Raw genomic sequence first — 14,252 nt, 5'->3', positions numbered from 1 at the left:
GGCTCAGCTCCCCGTCGTGATGCGCGGGTCGAGCCGGGCATAGAGCAGGTCGACGATGAAGTTGACCGCGATCACCAGCAGCGCAGAGACGAAGACGATGCCGAGCAGCGTGTTGAGGTCGCGCTGGATCACCGATTCATAGGCGAGACGCCCGAGCCCCGGCAGCGAGAACACACTTTCGACCACGACCGAGCCGCCGAGCATGGTGCCGGCCTGCAGGCCGATCAGCGTGACCATCGGCAGGAGCGCATTGCGGAGCACATGGCGGACCACGACGCGCGTCTCGTCCATGCCCTTCGAACGCGCGGTGCGGACGAAGTCGAGGTTCAGCACCTCGAGCATCGAGCCGCGCATGATGCGCAGATAGATCGCCATGTAGAACAGGCCGAGCGTCAGCGTCGGCAGGACGAGGTGCAGGGCAATGTCGAGCGTCCGCCGCAAGCCGGTGTAGCTGACGGTGATGTCCTCGAAGCCGCCGGCCGGTAGCCATTGCAGGTAGATCGAGAAGACGACGATCGCCATCAGCCCGAACCAGAAGGTCGGCATCGCATAGAACATCAGGCCGAAAGTGGAGATCAGCGTATCCGGCCATTTGTTGACGCCGCGCGCCGCGAAGACACCGAGGATCAGGCCGAAAAAGAAGGCGAAGGAGAGCGAGGCGGTCATCAAGAGGATGGTCGCCGGCAGCCGCTCCGCAATCACCGTCGCCACCGGCTTGCCGTAGATGGCGGAGAAGCCGAGATCGAGCCGGACCAGCCGCCAGAGATAATTGCCGAGCTGGGCCCAGACCGAGAGGTCGAGCCCGTAGAATTCGCGTAGATGCTTGGCGGTGGCGGCATCGCCCCCGCCCATCTGCGCCATCAGCGCATCGACCGTGTCGCCGGGCGCGAGCTGCAGCAGCAGGAAGACGCCGATCAGGATCAGGAACAGGGTCGGGATCGAGGCGGCAAGACGCCGCCCCGCGAGACTTAGGACACGCATGGGTACTGGCCGGTTTCGGCTGCTCGGGTGAGTGAAGCGGTCACTCCGCCAGCCACAGATCGTGCCAGGAGGACGAGCCCCAGCGCGGCGTGTTGGAGTGGTTGCGGGCCTTGGCGCTGATCGCGGTCAGGAAGATCTGCTCGATCGGCGTCCAGATCGGCAGCTCAGTATTGGCGCGCCGGACGAAGTCGCCATAGAGCGCCTTGCGCTTGGCCGCATCGACCTCGGTCGCCGCATCGTCGATGATCTTGTCGATGGTCGGGTCGGTCCAGTCCCACTGATTGGTCCAGGGCGCGCCCTTGGGCTGGCCCGACCGGTACCACACCGTGGTCGAGACGGCCGGGTCGTTGCGATACTGGTGCCAGCCGGTGGCGAGATCGAAGGCATGGTCGTCATAGACCTGCTTCAGATAGCCGCCGCCATCGGTACGGACGATCTCGACCTTGATGCCGACATCGGCGAGCGATTGCTGGATGAAGGTCGCGAACAGCGAGATGTCCTCGCCCCAGGGCGCCGGGAGCAGACGCAGCGAAAAACGCGTTCCCCCAGTGCCTGGCTTGAAGCCGGCCTCGTCGAGCAGCTTGACGGCGAGCTTCTTGTCGAACGGATACTGCGGGCCGTTGTCGGCCGGATAGAAATCGGTCGAGACCGAGGGGACCGGCCCGGTGCCGCGCTTGGCGAAGTCGCCGAGGAAGTTCTCGATGAAGAACGGAATGTCGAGCGCATGCGCGATGGCGCGCCGGACGCGGATGTCGGCGAGCTCCTTGCGGCGGAAATTGAACTCGATCGTATTGGTGCGGGCGTTGCCCTCATTGCCCTTGGTCGAGACGATGAAGCGCTTGTCCTTGCCGAGGCGGGCCGAGTCCGAGATCGTCAGGCCGGAGAACGGGCTGTAATGGATCTGCCCTGCCTCCATCTGGGCGGCCGCCGCGGCGCGGTCAGTCACCACGCGCCAGACGATCCGGTCGAGATAGGGCGCATTGGCGCGCCAGTAGTTCGGGTTGCGCTCGGCAATGACGTGCTGGCCGCGCTCGTACTGGACGAACTTGAACGGGCCTGTGCCGACCGGCGCCAGATTGACCGGGTTCTGGCGGATGTCGCCCTTGCCCTCATAGAGATGGCGCGGCGAGATATAGCCGAGATCCGGAAGGGCGCGCAGCAAGAGGTTGAGCGGCATCGGGCGCTCATAGCGGAACACAGCGGTCAGCGGGTCGGGCGTATCGACCGCGGTGAGGAAGAGCTGCAGCGTCGAGCCGTAGTTCAGGATCTTCTTCCACATCTCCATCGCCGTGTATTGCACGTCGGCGGAGGTGAAGGGCTTGCCGTCATGCCAGGTCACGCCGGGGCGGAGCTTGAAGGTGATGGTCTTGCCGTCGGGCGAGGCTTCCCAGCTCTCGGCGAGCACGCCGACCGGCTGGCCCTTGGCGTCGAGGTCGACCAGCTGCTCCTGGATCTTGCCGCCGATGATGTAGACGCCGGTCGAGGCCTGCAGGCTCGGATTGAGCTGGCGCTGCTCGGCGCCGTAGTGGACGGTGAAGACGCCGCCCTTGCGCGGCGTTTCCTGGCCAAAGGAGCGCATCGGGAACAGCACGCTGGAAGCGATGGCGGCGCTGGTCATCAGCGCGGCGCGGCGGGTCATATCCATGGATGATCTCCTGGGGCCGGCGTGCAGGCTCGGCACGATGCGGTCGTCACAAGGCCCCGTCAATGCGACGGGGCCGTTCTCGAAAAAGCGGAAAACCGCACTACTGCGGCAGGAAGCTCACGATCAGGCCATTGGCCGAAGCGGCCGGCACGCTGAGCGCCGCGCCATGCCGGACGCCGACAGGGCCGATCGCCTTAGCGGCGCCATCGAGATCGGTACTCGCCAGCACGATCGCGACCGCTCCGGCAGGCGCCGCACCGGCCCGCACCGCATCCGGGTAGCGCCGGGCGAGGCCGGCCGCGTCGTAGAACAGGAAGTCGGCGCGCTTGCCACCGGAGGGCACCAGCCAGCCATCATCCTGCTGCTTCACCGGCTCGTCGATCAGCCGGCTCAGATGCTCGGCCGCGGCCTTGGGATCGGCGGCGAGGATCTCGACGCGGATGATCCGGCTCGCGCCATTGGCATGGCTTTGCAGCTCCGGGATCCAGACCGTCTCGCGGGTCAGGTGCTGGCAGGCGAAGATGCGCAGGCTGCCGGGGTTCTCGTCGAGCGGCCAGCGGAAGACGTTGAACTTGGCCTCGCCCTTGCCGCCATTGGGCAGGTCGACCGGGCGACCGAAATGGACCGGACCGAGCGGCTCGAGACCGCGGCTCTTGAGCTCGGCCGCGCCGGCGGCGGCGTCATCGGTGGTGAAGGCGGCGCGCTCGATGCCCTCGCGCTCCCTGAGGAAGTCGCGGGTCGGCTTGTTGTGCTCGGTCTCGGCCAAAATGCCGAGCAGCTCGACATAATCGTCGCCGAACATGATCGTGTAGTTGCCACTGCCGAGGATGGGCGAATGCGTGCCGCGCGGCGAGACGGTGAAACCGAGGCTCTGCCATTGCCGGGCGGAAGCGTCGAGATCGCGAACCGTCACCACGACGTGGTCGAGGCCGAGAATGTGCTTGAGCGGCATGACGCCCCCTTATGATCAGAACCCAACGGAAGGAGAGTTCATCCGAACGGAAGTTAGGGCGCAACCGCCCCGGGATGGCGTTTTCTGCACCCCCCGCTGCGCGGCAGACATAGCGTTGGGAGAATAGTCTTTTCAAGAACACGAGAAGCGGAACCAAAATTTGGTAGAAATCGATCGTTTATGGCGAGAAATATAGAAAATTGTTCTCCGACGGATGAACCGCCGGGAAGGGCCTACTTGCGGGCCGGCGGTCCTGGCGGCAAGGATATGGGCGCGCCCATCCTATGGGATTGCGCTCATCCCATCCCAGCCGAAAGCCGCCGCTGATGACCGCCTCTTCCTCCGTCGTTTGGCCGCCTTCGCTCTGGGCCGCGACGGCCCAGCCGGGCCCCGTGCTCCGGACACTCGAAGGCGCGGTCGAGAGCGATGTCGTGGTGATCGGCGCCGGCTTCACCGGGCTGTCGACCGCGATCCATCTGCGCGAGAGCGGGGTCGGCGTCACCATTCTCGAGGCGGCCGAGCCCGGTTGGGGCGCCTCGGGGCGCAACAACGGCCAGGTCATCCCGACCTTGGCCGGCCACGATCCTTCCGCGATGGTCGCCCGGCATGGCGAGGCCGGCGAGCGCTTCAACGCCGTGCTGCGCGACGCCGCGCAATATCTCTTCGATCTCGTGCGCAAATACGACATCCCGGCCGAGGCCGAGCAGGCGGGCTGGGTCCAGCCGGTGCATTCGCCGGGGCGGTTCAAGCTGGCCGAGAAGCGCGTTCGGGAATGGTCGGCGATCGGCGCGCCGGTCGAACTGCTCGACCGGGCCGCGGCCGCTGAGATGCTCGGCTCGGACGCCTGGTTCGGCGGCTTCTGGAACCGCACCGGCGGACACATCAACCCGCTCGCCTTGACCCGGGGCCTCGCCGAGGTCGCCCTCAGGCTCGGCGCCACCATCCATGCCCGCTCGCCGGCGGTGAGCATGGTGCACCAGAACGGCCGCTGGCTGGTGACGACGGCAAAGGGCTCGGTGACCGCGCGCGCGCTCGTGTTGGCGACCAATGCCTATACCGGCGAGTTCGAGCCCGGCCTCGCGCCGGAGATCGCCAATGAGGTCATCCCCGTCCTGTCCTGGCAGATGGCGACCAGGCCAGTCAGCGACAACATCGCCAAGACCGTCATCCCCGGCCGGCAGGCGATGTCGGATACGCATCGCGAGCTCTATTTCGCCCGCTGGGATGCCCGCAATCGCCTGGTCACCGGCGGCGCTGCAATTCTGCCGGGAGCCGGTGGCGCTAATCTGCGCCCGACCGTCGCGGCACGGCTGAAGCGGCTCTGGCCGCAGCTCGGCGAGGTCGAGTTCGATTATGTCTGGTCCGGCTATGTCGGGATGACACCCGACAACCTGCTGCAGCCGCAGGTGCCGGGCTATCCGCGCATCCACCAGCTCGGGCCGAACGGTTTTGGCTGGGTCGGCTGCAATGGCCGCGCCGTCGCATTGTCGATCTCGCTCGGCCGCGAGCTGGCCAAGGCGACGCAGGGGACGGCGCTGGAGACGCTGGGCCTGCCGATCTCGGCGCCGAAGCCGCAGCCCTTCCAGGGCCTGATCCGGCGCATCGCGCCGCTGGCCCTGCCGCTCTACCGAAGGCTGGACGCGCAGGAGATCTAGGACCCTCCCGCCGCAGTGCTGCCGCGTGCACATTAGAGTGCATCTAAACTATTGTTTTCATTGACTTTACTGTGCTTGATGCCTGATAGCAGCGCAGCGCCGACCGGTGCTGTGCAGTGAGGATCGATGTCCGACGAGGCGCTCAGCGTCGCCGCTCTCTACGCAACCGAGCAGGACCGGCTTCGGCGGCGGCTGGTCGGGCGTGGGCTCAGCGCTCAGCAGGCGGCTGACGCGGTACAGGAGCTGTTCCTGCGGCTGCTGAGGACGCCACGCACTGATGTCCGCGATGCGAGCGCCTATCTCAGCCGCGCGGCTGACAGCATCGCGATCGACCATTGGCGGCGTGAACACCGCGCGAACCGCCTGTTCGAGGCCGAGCCGCCGGATGCGCTGCTGATCGCCGATCCCGCCCCGTCGGCCGAGGCCCGGCTCGTCGAGCGCGACAAGGCCCTGGATCTCGATCAGGCGCTCGCCGCTCTGCCGCCGCGCTGTCGCGAGGTGCTGCTGCTGCACAAGTTCGAGGAGCTCAGCTATGCCGAGATCGCGCAGCGCCTCGGCATCTCCCGCAACACCGTCATGGTTCATCTCGCCAATGCCATGACCCTGCTGCGGAAGCACATGCGCGAGAAAAATCGCGCGGGCACTAATTAGTTTTCCGCTCGGGATCGTCTAAACAACAGGGCGGCCGGCAGGCCGAGAGATGGAGCATTGGCGCGCCATGCGTCTGCGAAAACCGGCATTGCGGCTCGGACCGACGCGCTGATGGACACGGGCCCCACTGGCACCGTCGACGACGAAGCCGTCGCCTGGTTCGTCAGGCTGCGCGACGAGGAGGCGTCCGAAGCGGACCGGGCCGCCTTCGCCGTCTGGCTGGAGGCCAGCCCATTGCACGCGCGGGCCTGGCGCGAGCTCGAAACCGTCTGGGGCGCGTTTGATCAGGCCGCCGCACCGAAGCCGACGGCCGCCGCTGCTCCAAACATCCTCACGCACAACGCGGCTCGGCACAGGCCCCGCACGTCATGGCGGCCGCTGGCTGCCGCGGCGATGCTTCTGCTGGCCGTGACCGTCACTTGGCGCCTCTCCCCAGCCGGCTTGCTCTCCGACCACCGCACTGGCATCGGCGAGCGCCGCATCGTCGCGTTGGCGGATGGCTCACGAGTCGAACTCGGCCCGGCGAGTGCGATCGATGTCGACCTCACCGGAGCCCGGCGGAGCGTCAAACTGGTCGCGGGCGAGGCCTTCTTCACGGTGGCCCGGGACACAGCCAGGCCGTTCGTGGTCAGCGCCGGCCAGGGCGAGATCGCCGTGCTCGGCACCGCCTTCGATGTGAAGCTCGGCCAGAGCGAGACCGTCTCGGTCGTCGTGACCGAGAGCAAGGTCGCGGTCAGTGCCGCCGGGAGCCAGGCCGTCGGCGTCGCGGCAGGCGAGGAGGTCAGTTATGACCGCAACGGTGTCTCGGCCGTGCGTCCGGCCGACCTCGACACGGCCCAGGCATGGCGGCAGGACCAGCTTGTCTTTCACGACGCGCCGCTCGACGCGGTGCTGAGCGAGCTCGGCCGCTATCGCCGCGGCCATATCCAGTTGCTGGGCGGCGAGCTCGGCAAGCGACGCATCACCGCCGTCTTCGATGCCAAGCGCCCGGATGCGGCGCTCGACACCATCGCCCACAATCTCGACCTGCGGCTGTTGCGCATGAGCGACTACCTCGTCGCTCTCGTTGCCTGGTGAAGAAAAATCGCGCCGGCGCCTAATTAGTTCTCTTCCCTCGAACGTCTTCCCCAACGGGGGAGCGCCAGAACGGCGCTTCGCATGATCGCGGACAGGGGCATCGGACGATGAAGAGCAGGAACAAGGTCGGGCAGCAGGCGGTCCGGCCGGCGCTGATTGCCGCGCTGCTGGCGGGAACGGCGCTCGGCTGTTTCACCACGCAACCGGTGCTGGCACAGGCGCCCGCGGCGACGAGCGCCGCAATCGATATCCCTGCCCAAGCTCTTTCCTCCGCCCTGATCGCCTTCTCGCGCCAGACCCGAATCGAGATCTTCGTGCCGTCCTCGCTCGCCGCCGGCAAGCGCTCCGGCGCTGTCTCGGGCACCCAATCGCCGGAAGCCGCACTGCAGCGCCTTCTCGCCGGCACCGGCCTGACTTATCGCTTCACCGGCGCGCGTTCGGTCACGGTCGAGGCCAGAGCCACGGCTGGTGCGGCCCCCGCCGGCGCGATCCCGCTCGACGAGGTGGTCGTCGAAGGCGCGCGCGGGCTGCCGCCGCCGACCGGAACCATCGGGCAACCACCTGCGCCTTACGCAGGTGGTCAGGTTGGAACCGGGACCCGAATGGGTCTCCTCGGAAACCGCTCCGTCCTGACGACGCCGTTCAACGTGACCGGCTATACGGCGAAGCTGATCCAGGACCAGCAGGCGAGGTCGCTCGCCGACGTCGTGCAGAACGACCCGTCCGTGCGCAATGACGCCCCGCCGTTCAGCGAGCGGGATTCGTTCTTCATCCGCGGCTTCTCGGTCGTCAATCTCGATACGGCCTTCGACGGCCTCGCCTATATCGCCAACCCGCGCCGCAGCGTCGTCGAGGGCATCGAGCGCGTCGAGATCCTGAAGGGCCCGACCGCCTTGCTCAATGGCGGGGTCGCCCGCATCGGCGGGACGATCAACCTCATCCCCAAGCGCGCCTTCGACGAGCCGCTGACGCGCGTCACCACGACCTATCTCAGCGACGCACAACTATGGACGCATGTCGATCTTGGCCGTCGCTTCGGCGCGTCCAAGGAATGGGGCGTGCGCTTCAACGGCTCATACCGGCAAGGCGACACGCCACTCGACAAGAACGCCATCGAGGTCGGCAATCTCTCGCTCGGTCTCGACTATCGCGGCGAGCGCTTCCGCGCCTCGCTGGACCTGGCCCATTCCACCCAGAACGTCACGGCGCCGACATCCCTGTTCAACGCGGCGGCGCCGAACATCGCTATCCCGCGGGCTCCGAACGGGCGCAGGAATACGGCGAGCTCGCTCGAGTACAACGACAGCCGCTACAACATGGCAGCCGGCCGGGTGGAGTTCGACCTTCTCCCCGATACGACGATCTACGCCGCCGCCGGCGCCAGCCGCTATCGCGAGGATTTCCTGTCCTCGTCCTATCAGATCACCAGCATGGACGGCCGCGCCACGAACAGCCTCGCCATCATGCCGCTGGAACTGCAGGGCTATTCGGGCGAGGTCGGCCTGCGCTCGAAATTCCAGACCGGCTTCATCGACCATCAGGTCAACATCTCCGCCTCGCAGTCGATCAACGAGAACTATTCGCGCGGGTTCTTCCCGCCCGCGCTGCCGACCTTCCAGACCAACATCTACGCGCCGGTCCATCTGCCGCGTGAGTCCGTCAGCACGTTCGGATTCCCGCGTTCCAGCCGGCAGCCGCTCTTCACCAGCCTGATGCTGCGCAGCGTGGCGGTGGCCGATACGCTCTCGGTGGCCGGCGACCGGATCCAGGTGACGGTCGGTGGGCGCTACCAGGACATCGTGCTGAAGAGCTATGTCACGCGCCCGGTGCCCACCTTCGGCACGCTTGCATCGAGCTACAAGGAAGGGCGGTTCAGCCCTGCGATCGCGGCGCTCGTGCGCCCGACCGACAGGCTCTCGATCTACGCCAACTACATCGAAGGCCTGACCGAAGGACCGAGCGCCCCGGCCACGGCCGTCAACGCCAACGAGGTCTTTGCGCCCGTCGTCAACAAGCAGACCGAGGTCGGCGTCAAATATGATTTCGGCAGCGTGGCCGTCACGGCCTCGCTCTTCGAGATCAGGCAGCCGAACGCCTTCACCGATCCGGCGACGAACCGCTTCTCGGTCAGCGGCCTCCAGGTCAACCGCGGCGCCGAGTTCACCGTGTTCGGCGAGCCTTTCGAAGGCGTGAGATTGCTTGGCGGCGTCACCTTCATGGACGCCGAGCTCGCCAGCACGGCCGGCAGCCAGTTCGACGGCAAGACCGCTCCGGGCATCCCGACCACGGCGATCAACCTCTATGGCGAATACGACCTTCCCTGGGTGCGCGGGCTCACGCTCACCGGCCGGATGATCTACACGAGCAAGATGTTCTACAATCAGGCGAATACGCAATCTGTCCCTGATTGGACACGCTTTGACTTCGGCCTGCGCTACGCCTTCACCGGCCCGGCGGGGAAGCCGGTGGTGCTGAGAGCGAGCGTCGAGAACGCCTTCGACAGGACCTACTGGGCATCCGCCGCGCGCGGCTTCCTGGCGGTGGGGGCGCCCCGGACATACGTGCTCTCCGCCCAGGTCGACTTCTAGCCGTTCGCCCAAGCCGATTCGGAGACCAAACGCGATGCTGCGCGCCGTCCTGCTCAGCCTGGCTCTCCTGCTTCCCCCCGCCTTGGCGGATGCGAAGCAGGTGGCCGATCTTGCCGGCAGGACGGTGACGGTTCCCGACAAGGTCGAGCGCATCATCATCGGCGAGGGCCGCTATGTCCCGGCCCTTGCCATCCTCGACCCGGACGATCCAGTCGGCCGCGTGGTCGGCATGATGGGCGACTACGAGGCCGTCGATCCGGCAAGCTATGCCCGCTATCGCGCGCGCTTCCCTAAGATCGCCGAGATCGCCCGGATCGGCCGCGCCGCCAAGGAGAGCTTCAGCCTGGAGAAGACGATCGCGCTGAAACCGCAGGTCGCGATCTTCGGCCTCGGCGGCCACGGACCGGACACGCGCTCGGGCGAGGTGATCGCCGCGCTGGAGAAGACCGGCACGGCGATCATCTTCATCGATTTCCGCAGCGACCCGCTGGTCAACACCCCGAAATCGCTGGAGCTGCTCGGCCAGGTGCTCGGCCGTGAGAAGGAGGCTGCCGAATTCCTCGCGGTCTGGCGTGCCGCGCTGGCGCAGGTCGAGGACCGGCTAAAGCAGGCGAAGCCGGCACCCGTCGGTGTCTTCGTCGAAAGCCGCGTCGGGCTCGATGCGAGCTGCTGCGAGACGATGACGCGCGGCATGATCGGCCGTTTCGTCACGGCGGCGGGCGGCCTCAACGTCGCCGAGGCGATGGTGCCTGGCGAGGCCGGAACCGTCAGCCTGGAATGGCTGCTCGCCCATCCGCCGCAGGTCTATGTCGGCACTGCGATCGGCAATGCCGCTTCGGCCGGGAGCAAGCCGTGGCTCGCGCTCGGCGCCGGGGTGGCCGCGGACATCGCGCAGGCAAGCCTCAAGCGTTCGATGGCGCGCCCCGGCATTGCGCAGCTCGAGGCGGTACGCCTTGGCAGGGCGCACGCGGTCTGGCACCACTTCTACAATTCGCCATTCAACGTTGCGGCGGTGCAGGCCTTCGCCAAATGGCTGCATCCCGCGCTCTTCGCCGATCTCGATCCCGAAGGGTTGCTCCGCCGGCTGCACGAGCGCTTCCAGCCCTTCCCCCTCGACGGCGTCTACTGGACCTCACTGCCATGACCGATATGCCTGCCGCTCCTGCGTCCCGCCTGGCCCTCGAAGAATGGCACCTTTCCGTCGTCGAGGCCCTCGACGTCGAGCCCCACCTTCGCCGCGTCGTCTTCACCGCCGAGACGCTGGACCAGCTCGACTATCAACCGGGCCAGGCGCTGGTGCTGCGCATGCCGCTGCCGGAGGGCGGCACCGGCCGGCGCGACTACACCATCCGCTGGCTCGATCGGAGCGCGAAGCGGCTCGCCATCGATTTCGTGCTGCACGGGGCGACGCCGGCACCGAGCTGGGCCAAAGCTGCGCGACCCGGGGACGCCTTGCTCGCTCATGGTCCGCGTGGCCGCACGGTTGTCGCACCGGATGCGGACTGGCACCTGTTCTGCGTCGATGAGACCGGGATGCCAGCACTGCGGCATATGCTGGAAACGATCCCCGCCGGCACGACAGTCCATGCGCTGATCGAGAGCGCCTTCGCGCAGGACGAGATCGCCATCGAAACCGCTGCGGCTTTGACCAGCCGCTGGCGCGCGCGCGGTAGCGTCCCTGCCGGACCGAACGCGCTGGTGCTGGAAGCCCTGCGCGCGCTGCCGCTTCCCGCCGGCAGGGGGCAAGCCTACCTGATGGGTGAAACGAGCAATGTCCGCTCCTGGCGGCATCATCTCGTGCAAGCGGGAATGCCAAAGGCGGCGATCGCCTCCGAAGGCTATTGGCGGCCGGGCCGTGTCGGGGGTCACGACCACGTCGATGACTAGTTGATTGACAAGCCACATCGGCTCTGCCCAACTGCGAGTGCCTGTTGGTATATTATATGACTAATAGGCAGGCCTGCCGGAGAGCAGGCCACTGTTCAATCATGGGAGAGACGCATGAAGGCAGTCCAATGGATGATGGCCCTTGCGCTTGGCGCTTTCGCCTTTGCGCCGTTGGCGCAGGCTCAGCAGAAGGGCACGATCGGCGTCTCGATGCCGACCAAATCCTCGGCGCGCTGGATCGCCGACGGCGACAACATGGTGAAGTCGCTGAAGGAGAAGGGCTACGGCGTCGACCTGCAATATGCGGACGACGACATCCCGAACCAGCTCGCCCAGATCGAGAACATGATCACCAAGGGTGTCAAGGTGCTGGTCATCGCCGCGATCGATGGCACCACTCTGTCAGACGCGCTGCAGCAGGCTGCGAGCAAGGGCATCAAGGTCATCGCCTATGACCGGCTGATCCGCAATTCCAAGAATGTCGACTACTACGCGACCTTCGACAACTTCCAGGTCGGCGTTCTCCAGGCGGGCTATATCGAGAAGGCGCTCGGCCTCAAGGAAGGCAAGGGACCCTTCAACATCGAGCTCTTCGGTGGCTCGCCCGACGACAACAACGCCTATTTCTTCTACAACGGCGCGATGTCGGTGCTGGAGCCCTACATCAAGAGCGGCAAGCTCGTGGTGCGCAGTGGCCAGCTCGGCATGGACAAGGTCTCGACCCTGCGCTGGGACGGCGCGGTCGCCCAGGCCCGCATGGACAACCTGCTCAGCGCCTACTATGCCGACAAGCGCGTCGACGCCGTGCTCTCGCCTTATGACGGCCTGAGCATCGGCATCATCTCCTCGCTCAAGGGCGTCGGCTACGGCAGCGGCAAGCAGGCCATGCCGGTGATCACCGGGCAGGACGCCGAGGTCCAGTCGGTCAAGTCGATCCTGAACAAGGAGCAGACCTCGACCGTGTTCAAGGACACGCGCGAACTCGCCAAGATCGCGGCGAACATGGTCGACGCCTCGCTCTCGGGCAAGGAGGTCGAGGTCAATGACACCAAGACCTATGAGAACGGCGTCAAGACCGTGCCGTCCTATCTGCTGAAGCCCGTCAGCGTCGATGCTTCCAACTGGAAGGAGACCCTGATCGCCAGCGGCTACTACACCGAGAATCAGGTGAAGTAAGCGCGCCGCCGCACGGCCGGGCGCTACTCGCGCCAGGCCGTAACGCCCCTCCGGGCGCGGGCTCACCATAGCCCGCGCGCTCTCCGCTGCGGGATGAAGTGATGCAAACAATCCTCGAGATGCGTGGGATCACCAAGACGTTCCCGGGCGTCAACGCGCTCGACAATGTCAACCTCACCGTCGAAGCGGGCGAGATCCACGCCCTCGTCGGCGAGAACGGCGCCGGCAAGTCGACCTTGATGAAGGTGCTGAGCGGCGTCTATCCGCACGGCTCCTATTCCGGCGCGATCCATTTCGACGGGCAGGAGCGCCAGTTCCGTGGCATCGCCGACAGCGAGAGCCTCGGCATCATCATCATCCACCAGGAGCTTGCCCTGGTGCCGTTGCTCTCGATCGCCGAGAACATCTTCCTCGGCAACGAGCAGGCGAGCCGTGGCGTGATCGACTGGTCGGCGGTTTCGGCCCGCGCCAAGGACCTGCTCGCCAAGGTCGGGCTGAAGGAGGCGCCGGAGACACTCGTCACCACGCTCGGCGTCGGCAAGCAGCAGCTGGTCGAGATCGCCAAGGCGCTGTCGAAGCGGGTCCGGCTGCTCATCCTCGACGAGCCGACCGCTAGCCTGAACGAGCGCGACAGCGACGCCCTGCTCGAGCTGCTGCTCGAATTCAAGAAGCAGGGGATCGCCTCGATCCTGATCTCGCACAAGCTCAACGAGATCGCCAAGGTCGCCGACGCCATCACCGTGCTGCGCGACGGAGCGACGGTCGAGACCCTTGATTGCCGCGCGCAGGCGATCAGCGAGGACCGCATCATCAAGGGCATGGTCGGGCGCGAGATGGCTGACCGCTACCCGAAGCGCGACAGCCGTCCCGGCGGGGTCCTGTTCGAGGTCCGGAACTGGACCGCCCATCACCCGATCCATGCCGAGCGGCAGGTGGTGAAGGGTGTCAATCTCAGCATCCGGCGCGGCGAGATCGTCGGCATCGCCGGTCTGATGGGAGCGGGGCGCACTGAATTTGCGATGAGCCTGTTCGGTCGCTCCTACGGTCAGAAGGTCAGCGGCACCGCGAAGCTCGCCGGCAAGGAGATCGATGTCGGCACGGTCGAACGCGCCATCGCCAGCGGCCTCGCCTATGCGACGGAGGACCGAAAGTCCCTCGGCCTCGTCCTCGAAGAGGACATCTGCAAGAACGTCACTCTCGCCAACCTGGCAGGTGTCGCCAGCCGCGGCGTGATCGACGACATGCGCGAGCTTGCCGTCGCCAACGACTACCGCGCCAAGCTCAGGATCCGCAGCCCGAGCGTCTACCAGCAGACCGTCAACCTCTCGGGCGGCAACCAGCAGAAAGTCGTGCTGAGCAAATGGCTCTTCGCCGACCCGCAGGTGCTCATCCTGGACGAACCGACGCGCGGTATCGATGTCGGCGCCAAATACGAGATCTACACGATCATCAACCAGCTGGCTGAGGCCGGCAAGGCGGTGCTGATGATCTCCTCGGAAATGCCCGAGCTGCTCGGCATGTGCGACCGCATCTACGTCATGAACGAGGGTGCGCTCGTCGCCGAGCTCGAGGGTGCCGAAGCATCCCAGGAAAAGATCATGCAGGCCATCATGAGATCGGGGAGACGCTGATGGATACAA

General features: G+C 66.4%; 11 protein-coding genes. 8 read left to right on the top strand and 3 right to left on the bottom strand.

Annotated elements, in window-relative coordinates:
• Nucleotides 1-3: 3 nt before the first annotated feature.
• The 3 genes from AC07O0_RS19990 to AC07O0_RS19980 form a co-directional block, all read right to left on the bottom strand.
• On the bottom strand, nt 4-981 hold the full coding sequence (locus tag AC07O0_RS19990) for an ABC transporter permease (protein ID WP_494625426.1): 978 nt from the start codon (nt 979-981) through the stop codon (nt 4-6).
• A 40-nt stretch (nt 982-1,021) separates the two neighbouring features.
• The gene (locus AC07O0_RS19985; protein ID WP_494625425.1) at nt 1,022-2,626 is read right to left on the bottom strand and encodes an ABC transporter substrate-binding protein; all 1,605 of its coding nucleotides are present in this window, start codon (nt 2,624-2,626) and stop codon (nt 1,022-1,024) included.
• A gap of 100 nt (nt 2,627-2,726) precedes the next feature.
• Nucleotides 2,727-3,578: a VOC family protein gene (locus tag AC07O0_RS19980; protein WP_494625424.1), complete on the bottom strand. Its 852-nt coding sequence runs from the start codon at nt 3,576-3,578 to the stop codon at nt 2,727-2,729.
• A gap of 326 nt (nt 3,579-3,904) precedes the next feature.
• On the opposite strand from AC07O0_RS19980, the gene AC07O0_RS19975 reads away from it, so the two are divergent.
• From AC07O0_RS19975 to mmsA, 8 genes are all read left to right on the top strand, one after another.
• Nucleotides 3,905-5,233 carry an NAD(P)/FAD-dependent oxidoreductase gene (locus tag AC07O0_RS19975; RefSeq protein WP_494625423.1) on the top strand — a complete coding sequence of 443 codons (1,329 nt, stop codon included), beginning with the start codon at nt 3,905-3,907 and terminating at the stop codon, nt 5,231-5,233.
• Nucleotides 5,234-5,359: 126 nt separating this feature from the next.
• The gene (locus tag AC07O0_RS19970) at nt 5,360-5,884 is read left to right on the top strand and encodes an RNA polymerase sigma factor (protein ID WP_494625422.1); all 525 of its coding nucleotides are present in this window, start codon (nt 5,360-5,362) and stop codon (nt 5,882-5,884) included.
• 57 nt (nt 5,885-5,941) lie between these two features.
• Nucleotides 5,942-6,961 carry a FecR family protein gene (locus AC07O0_RS19965; protein WP_494625421.1) on the top strand — a complete coding sequence of 340 codons (1,020 nt, stop codon included), beginning with the start codon at nt 5,942-5,944 and terminating at the stop codon, nt 6,959-6,961.
• Nucleotides 6,962-7,068: 107 nt separating this feature from the next.
• The gene (locus AC07O0_RS19960) at nt 7,069-9,549 is read left to right on the top strand and encodes a TonB-dependent siderophore receptor (RefSeq protein WP_494625420.1); all 2,481 of its coding nucleotides are present in this window, start codon (nt 7,069-7,071) and stop codon (nt 9,547-9,549) included.
• 34 nt (nt 9,550-9,583) lie between these two features.
• A complete protein-coding gene (locus AC07O0_RS19955; RefSeq protein WP_494625419.1) occupies nt 9,584-10,693 on the top strand; it encodes an ABC transporter substrate-binding protein in 1,110 nt (369 codons plus the stop codon).
• Nucleotides 10,690-11,436 (top strand): siderophore-interacting protein, encoded by a 747-nt coding sequence (locus AC07O0_RS19950; RefSeq protein ID WP_494625418.1) that lies wholly within the window; start codon nt 10,690-10,692, stop codon nt 11,434-11,436. The genes AC07O0_RS19955 and AC07O0_RS19950 overlap by 4 nt, the downstream gene beginning before the upstream one ends.
• A gap of 114 nt (nt 11,437-11,550) precedes the next feature.
• On the top strand, nt 11,551-12,612 hold the full coding sequence (chvE, locus tag AC07O0_RS19945) for a multiple monosaccharide ABC transporter substrate-binding protein (RefSeq protein WP_494625417.1): 1,062 nt from the start codon (nt 11,551-11,553) through the stop codon (nt 12,610-12,612).
• 98 nt (nt 12,613-12,710) lie between these two features.
• Nucleotides 12,711-14,243, top strand: a complete 1,533-nt coding sequence (gene mmsA, locus AC07O0_RS19940) for a multiple monosaccharide ABC transporter ATP-binding protein (protein WP_494625416.1) — start codon at nt 12,711-12,713, stop codon at nt 14,241-14,243.
• Nucleotides 14,244-14,252: the final 9 nt, after the last annotated feature.

This window comes from Allobosea sp. GW821-FHT10B12 (assembly GCF_059415545.1).
Note: the sequence above shows the minus strand (reverse complement) of the source record. Positions and strands in the feature narration are given on the sequence as shown.

Coding starts and splice junctions, on each gene's coding strand:
- AC07O0_RS19975 (WP_494625423.1), top strand. CDS start 3,905: ATGACCGCCTCTTCCTCCGTCGTTTGGCCGCCTTCGCTCTGGGCCGCG.
- AC07O0_RS19955 (WP_494625419.1), top strand. CDS start 9,584: ATGCTGCGCGCCGTCCTGCTCAGCCTGGCTCTCCTGCTTCCCCCCGCC.
- AC07O0_RS19985 (WP_494625425.1), bottom strand. CDS start 2,626: ATGGATATGACCCGCCGCGCCGCGCTGATGACCAGCGCCGCCATCGCT.
- AC07O0_RS19950 (WP_494625418.1), top strand. CDS start 10,690: ATGACCGATATGCCTGCCGCTCCTGCGTCCCGCCTGGCCCTCGAAGAA.
- AC07O0_RS19960 (WP_494625420.1), top strand. CDS start 7,069: ATGAAGAGCAGGAACAAGGTCGGGCAGCAGGCGGTCCGGCCGGCGCTG.
- AC07O0_RS19980 (WP_494625424.1), bottom strand. CDS start 3,578: ATGCCGCTCAAGCACATTCTCGGCCTCGACCACGTCGTGGTGACGGTT.
- chvE (WP_494625417.1), top strand. CDS start 11,551: ATGAAGGCAGTCCAATGGATGATGGCCCTTGCGCTTGGCGCTTTCGCC.
- AC07O0_RS19990 (WP_494625426.1), bottom strand. CDS start 981: ATGCGTGTCCTAAGTCTCGCGGGGCGGCGTCTTGCCGCCTCGATCCCG.
- AC07O0_RS19970 (WP_494625422.1), top strand. CDS start 5,360: ATGTCCGACGAGGCGCTCAGCGTCGCCGCTCTCTACGCAACCGAGCAG.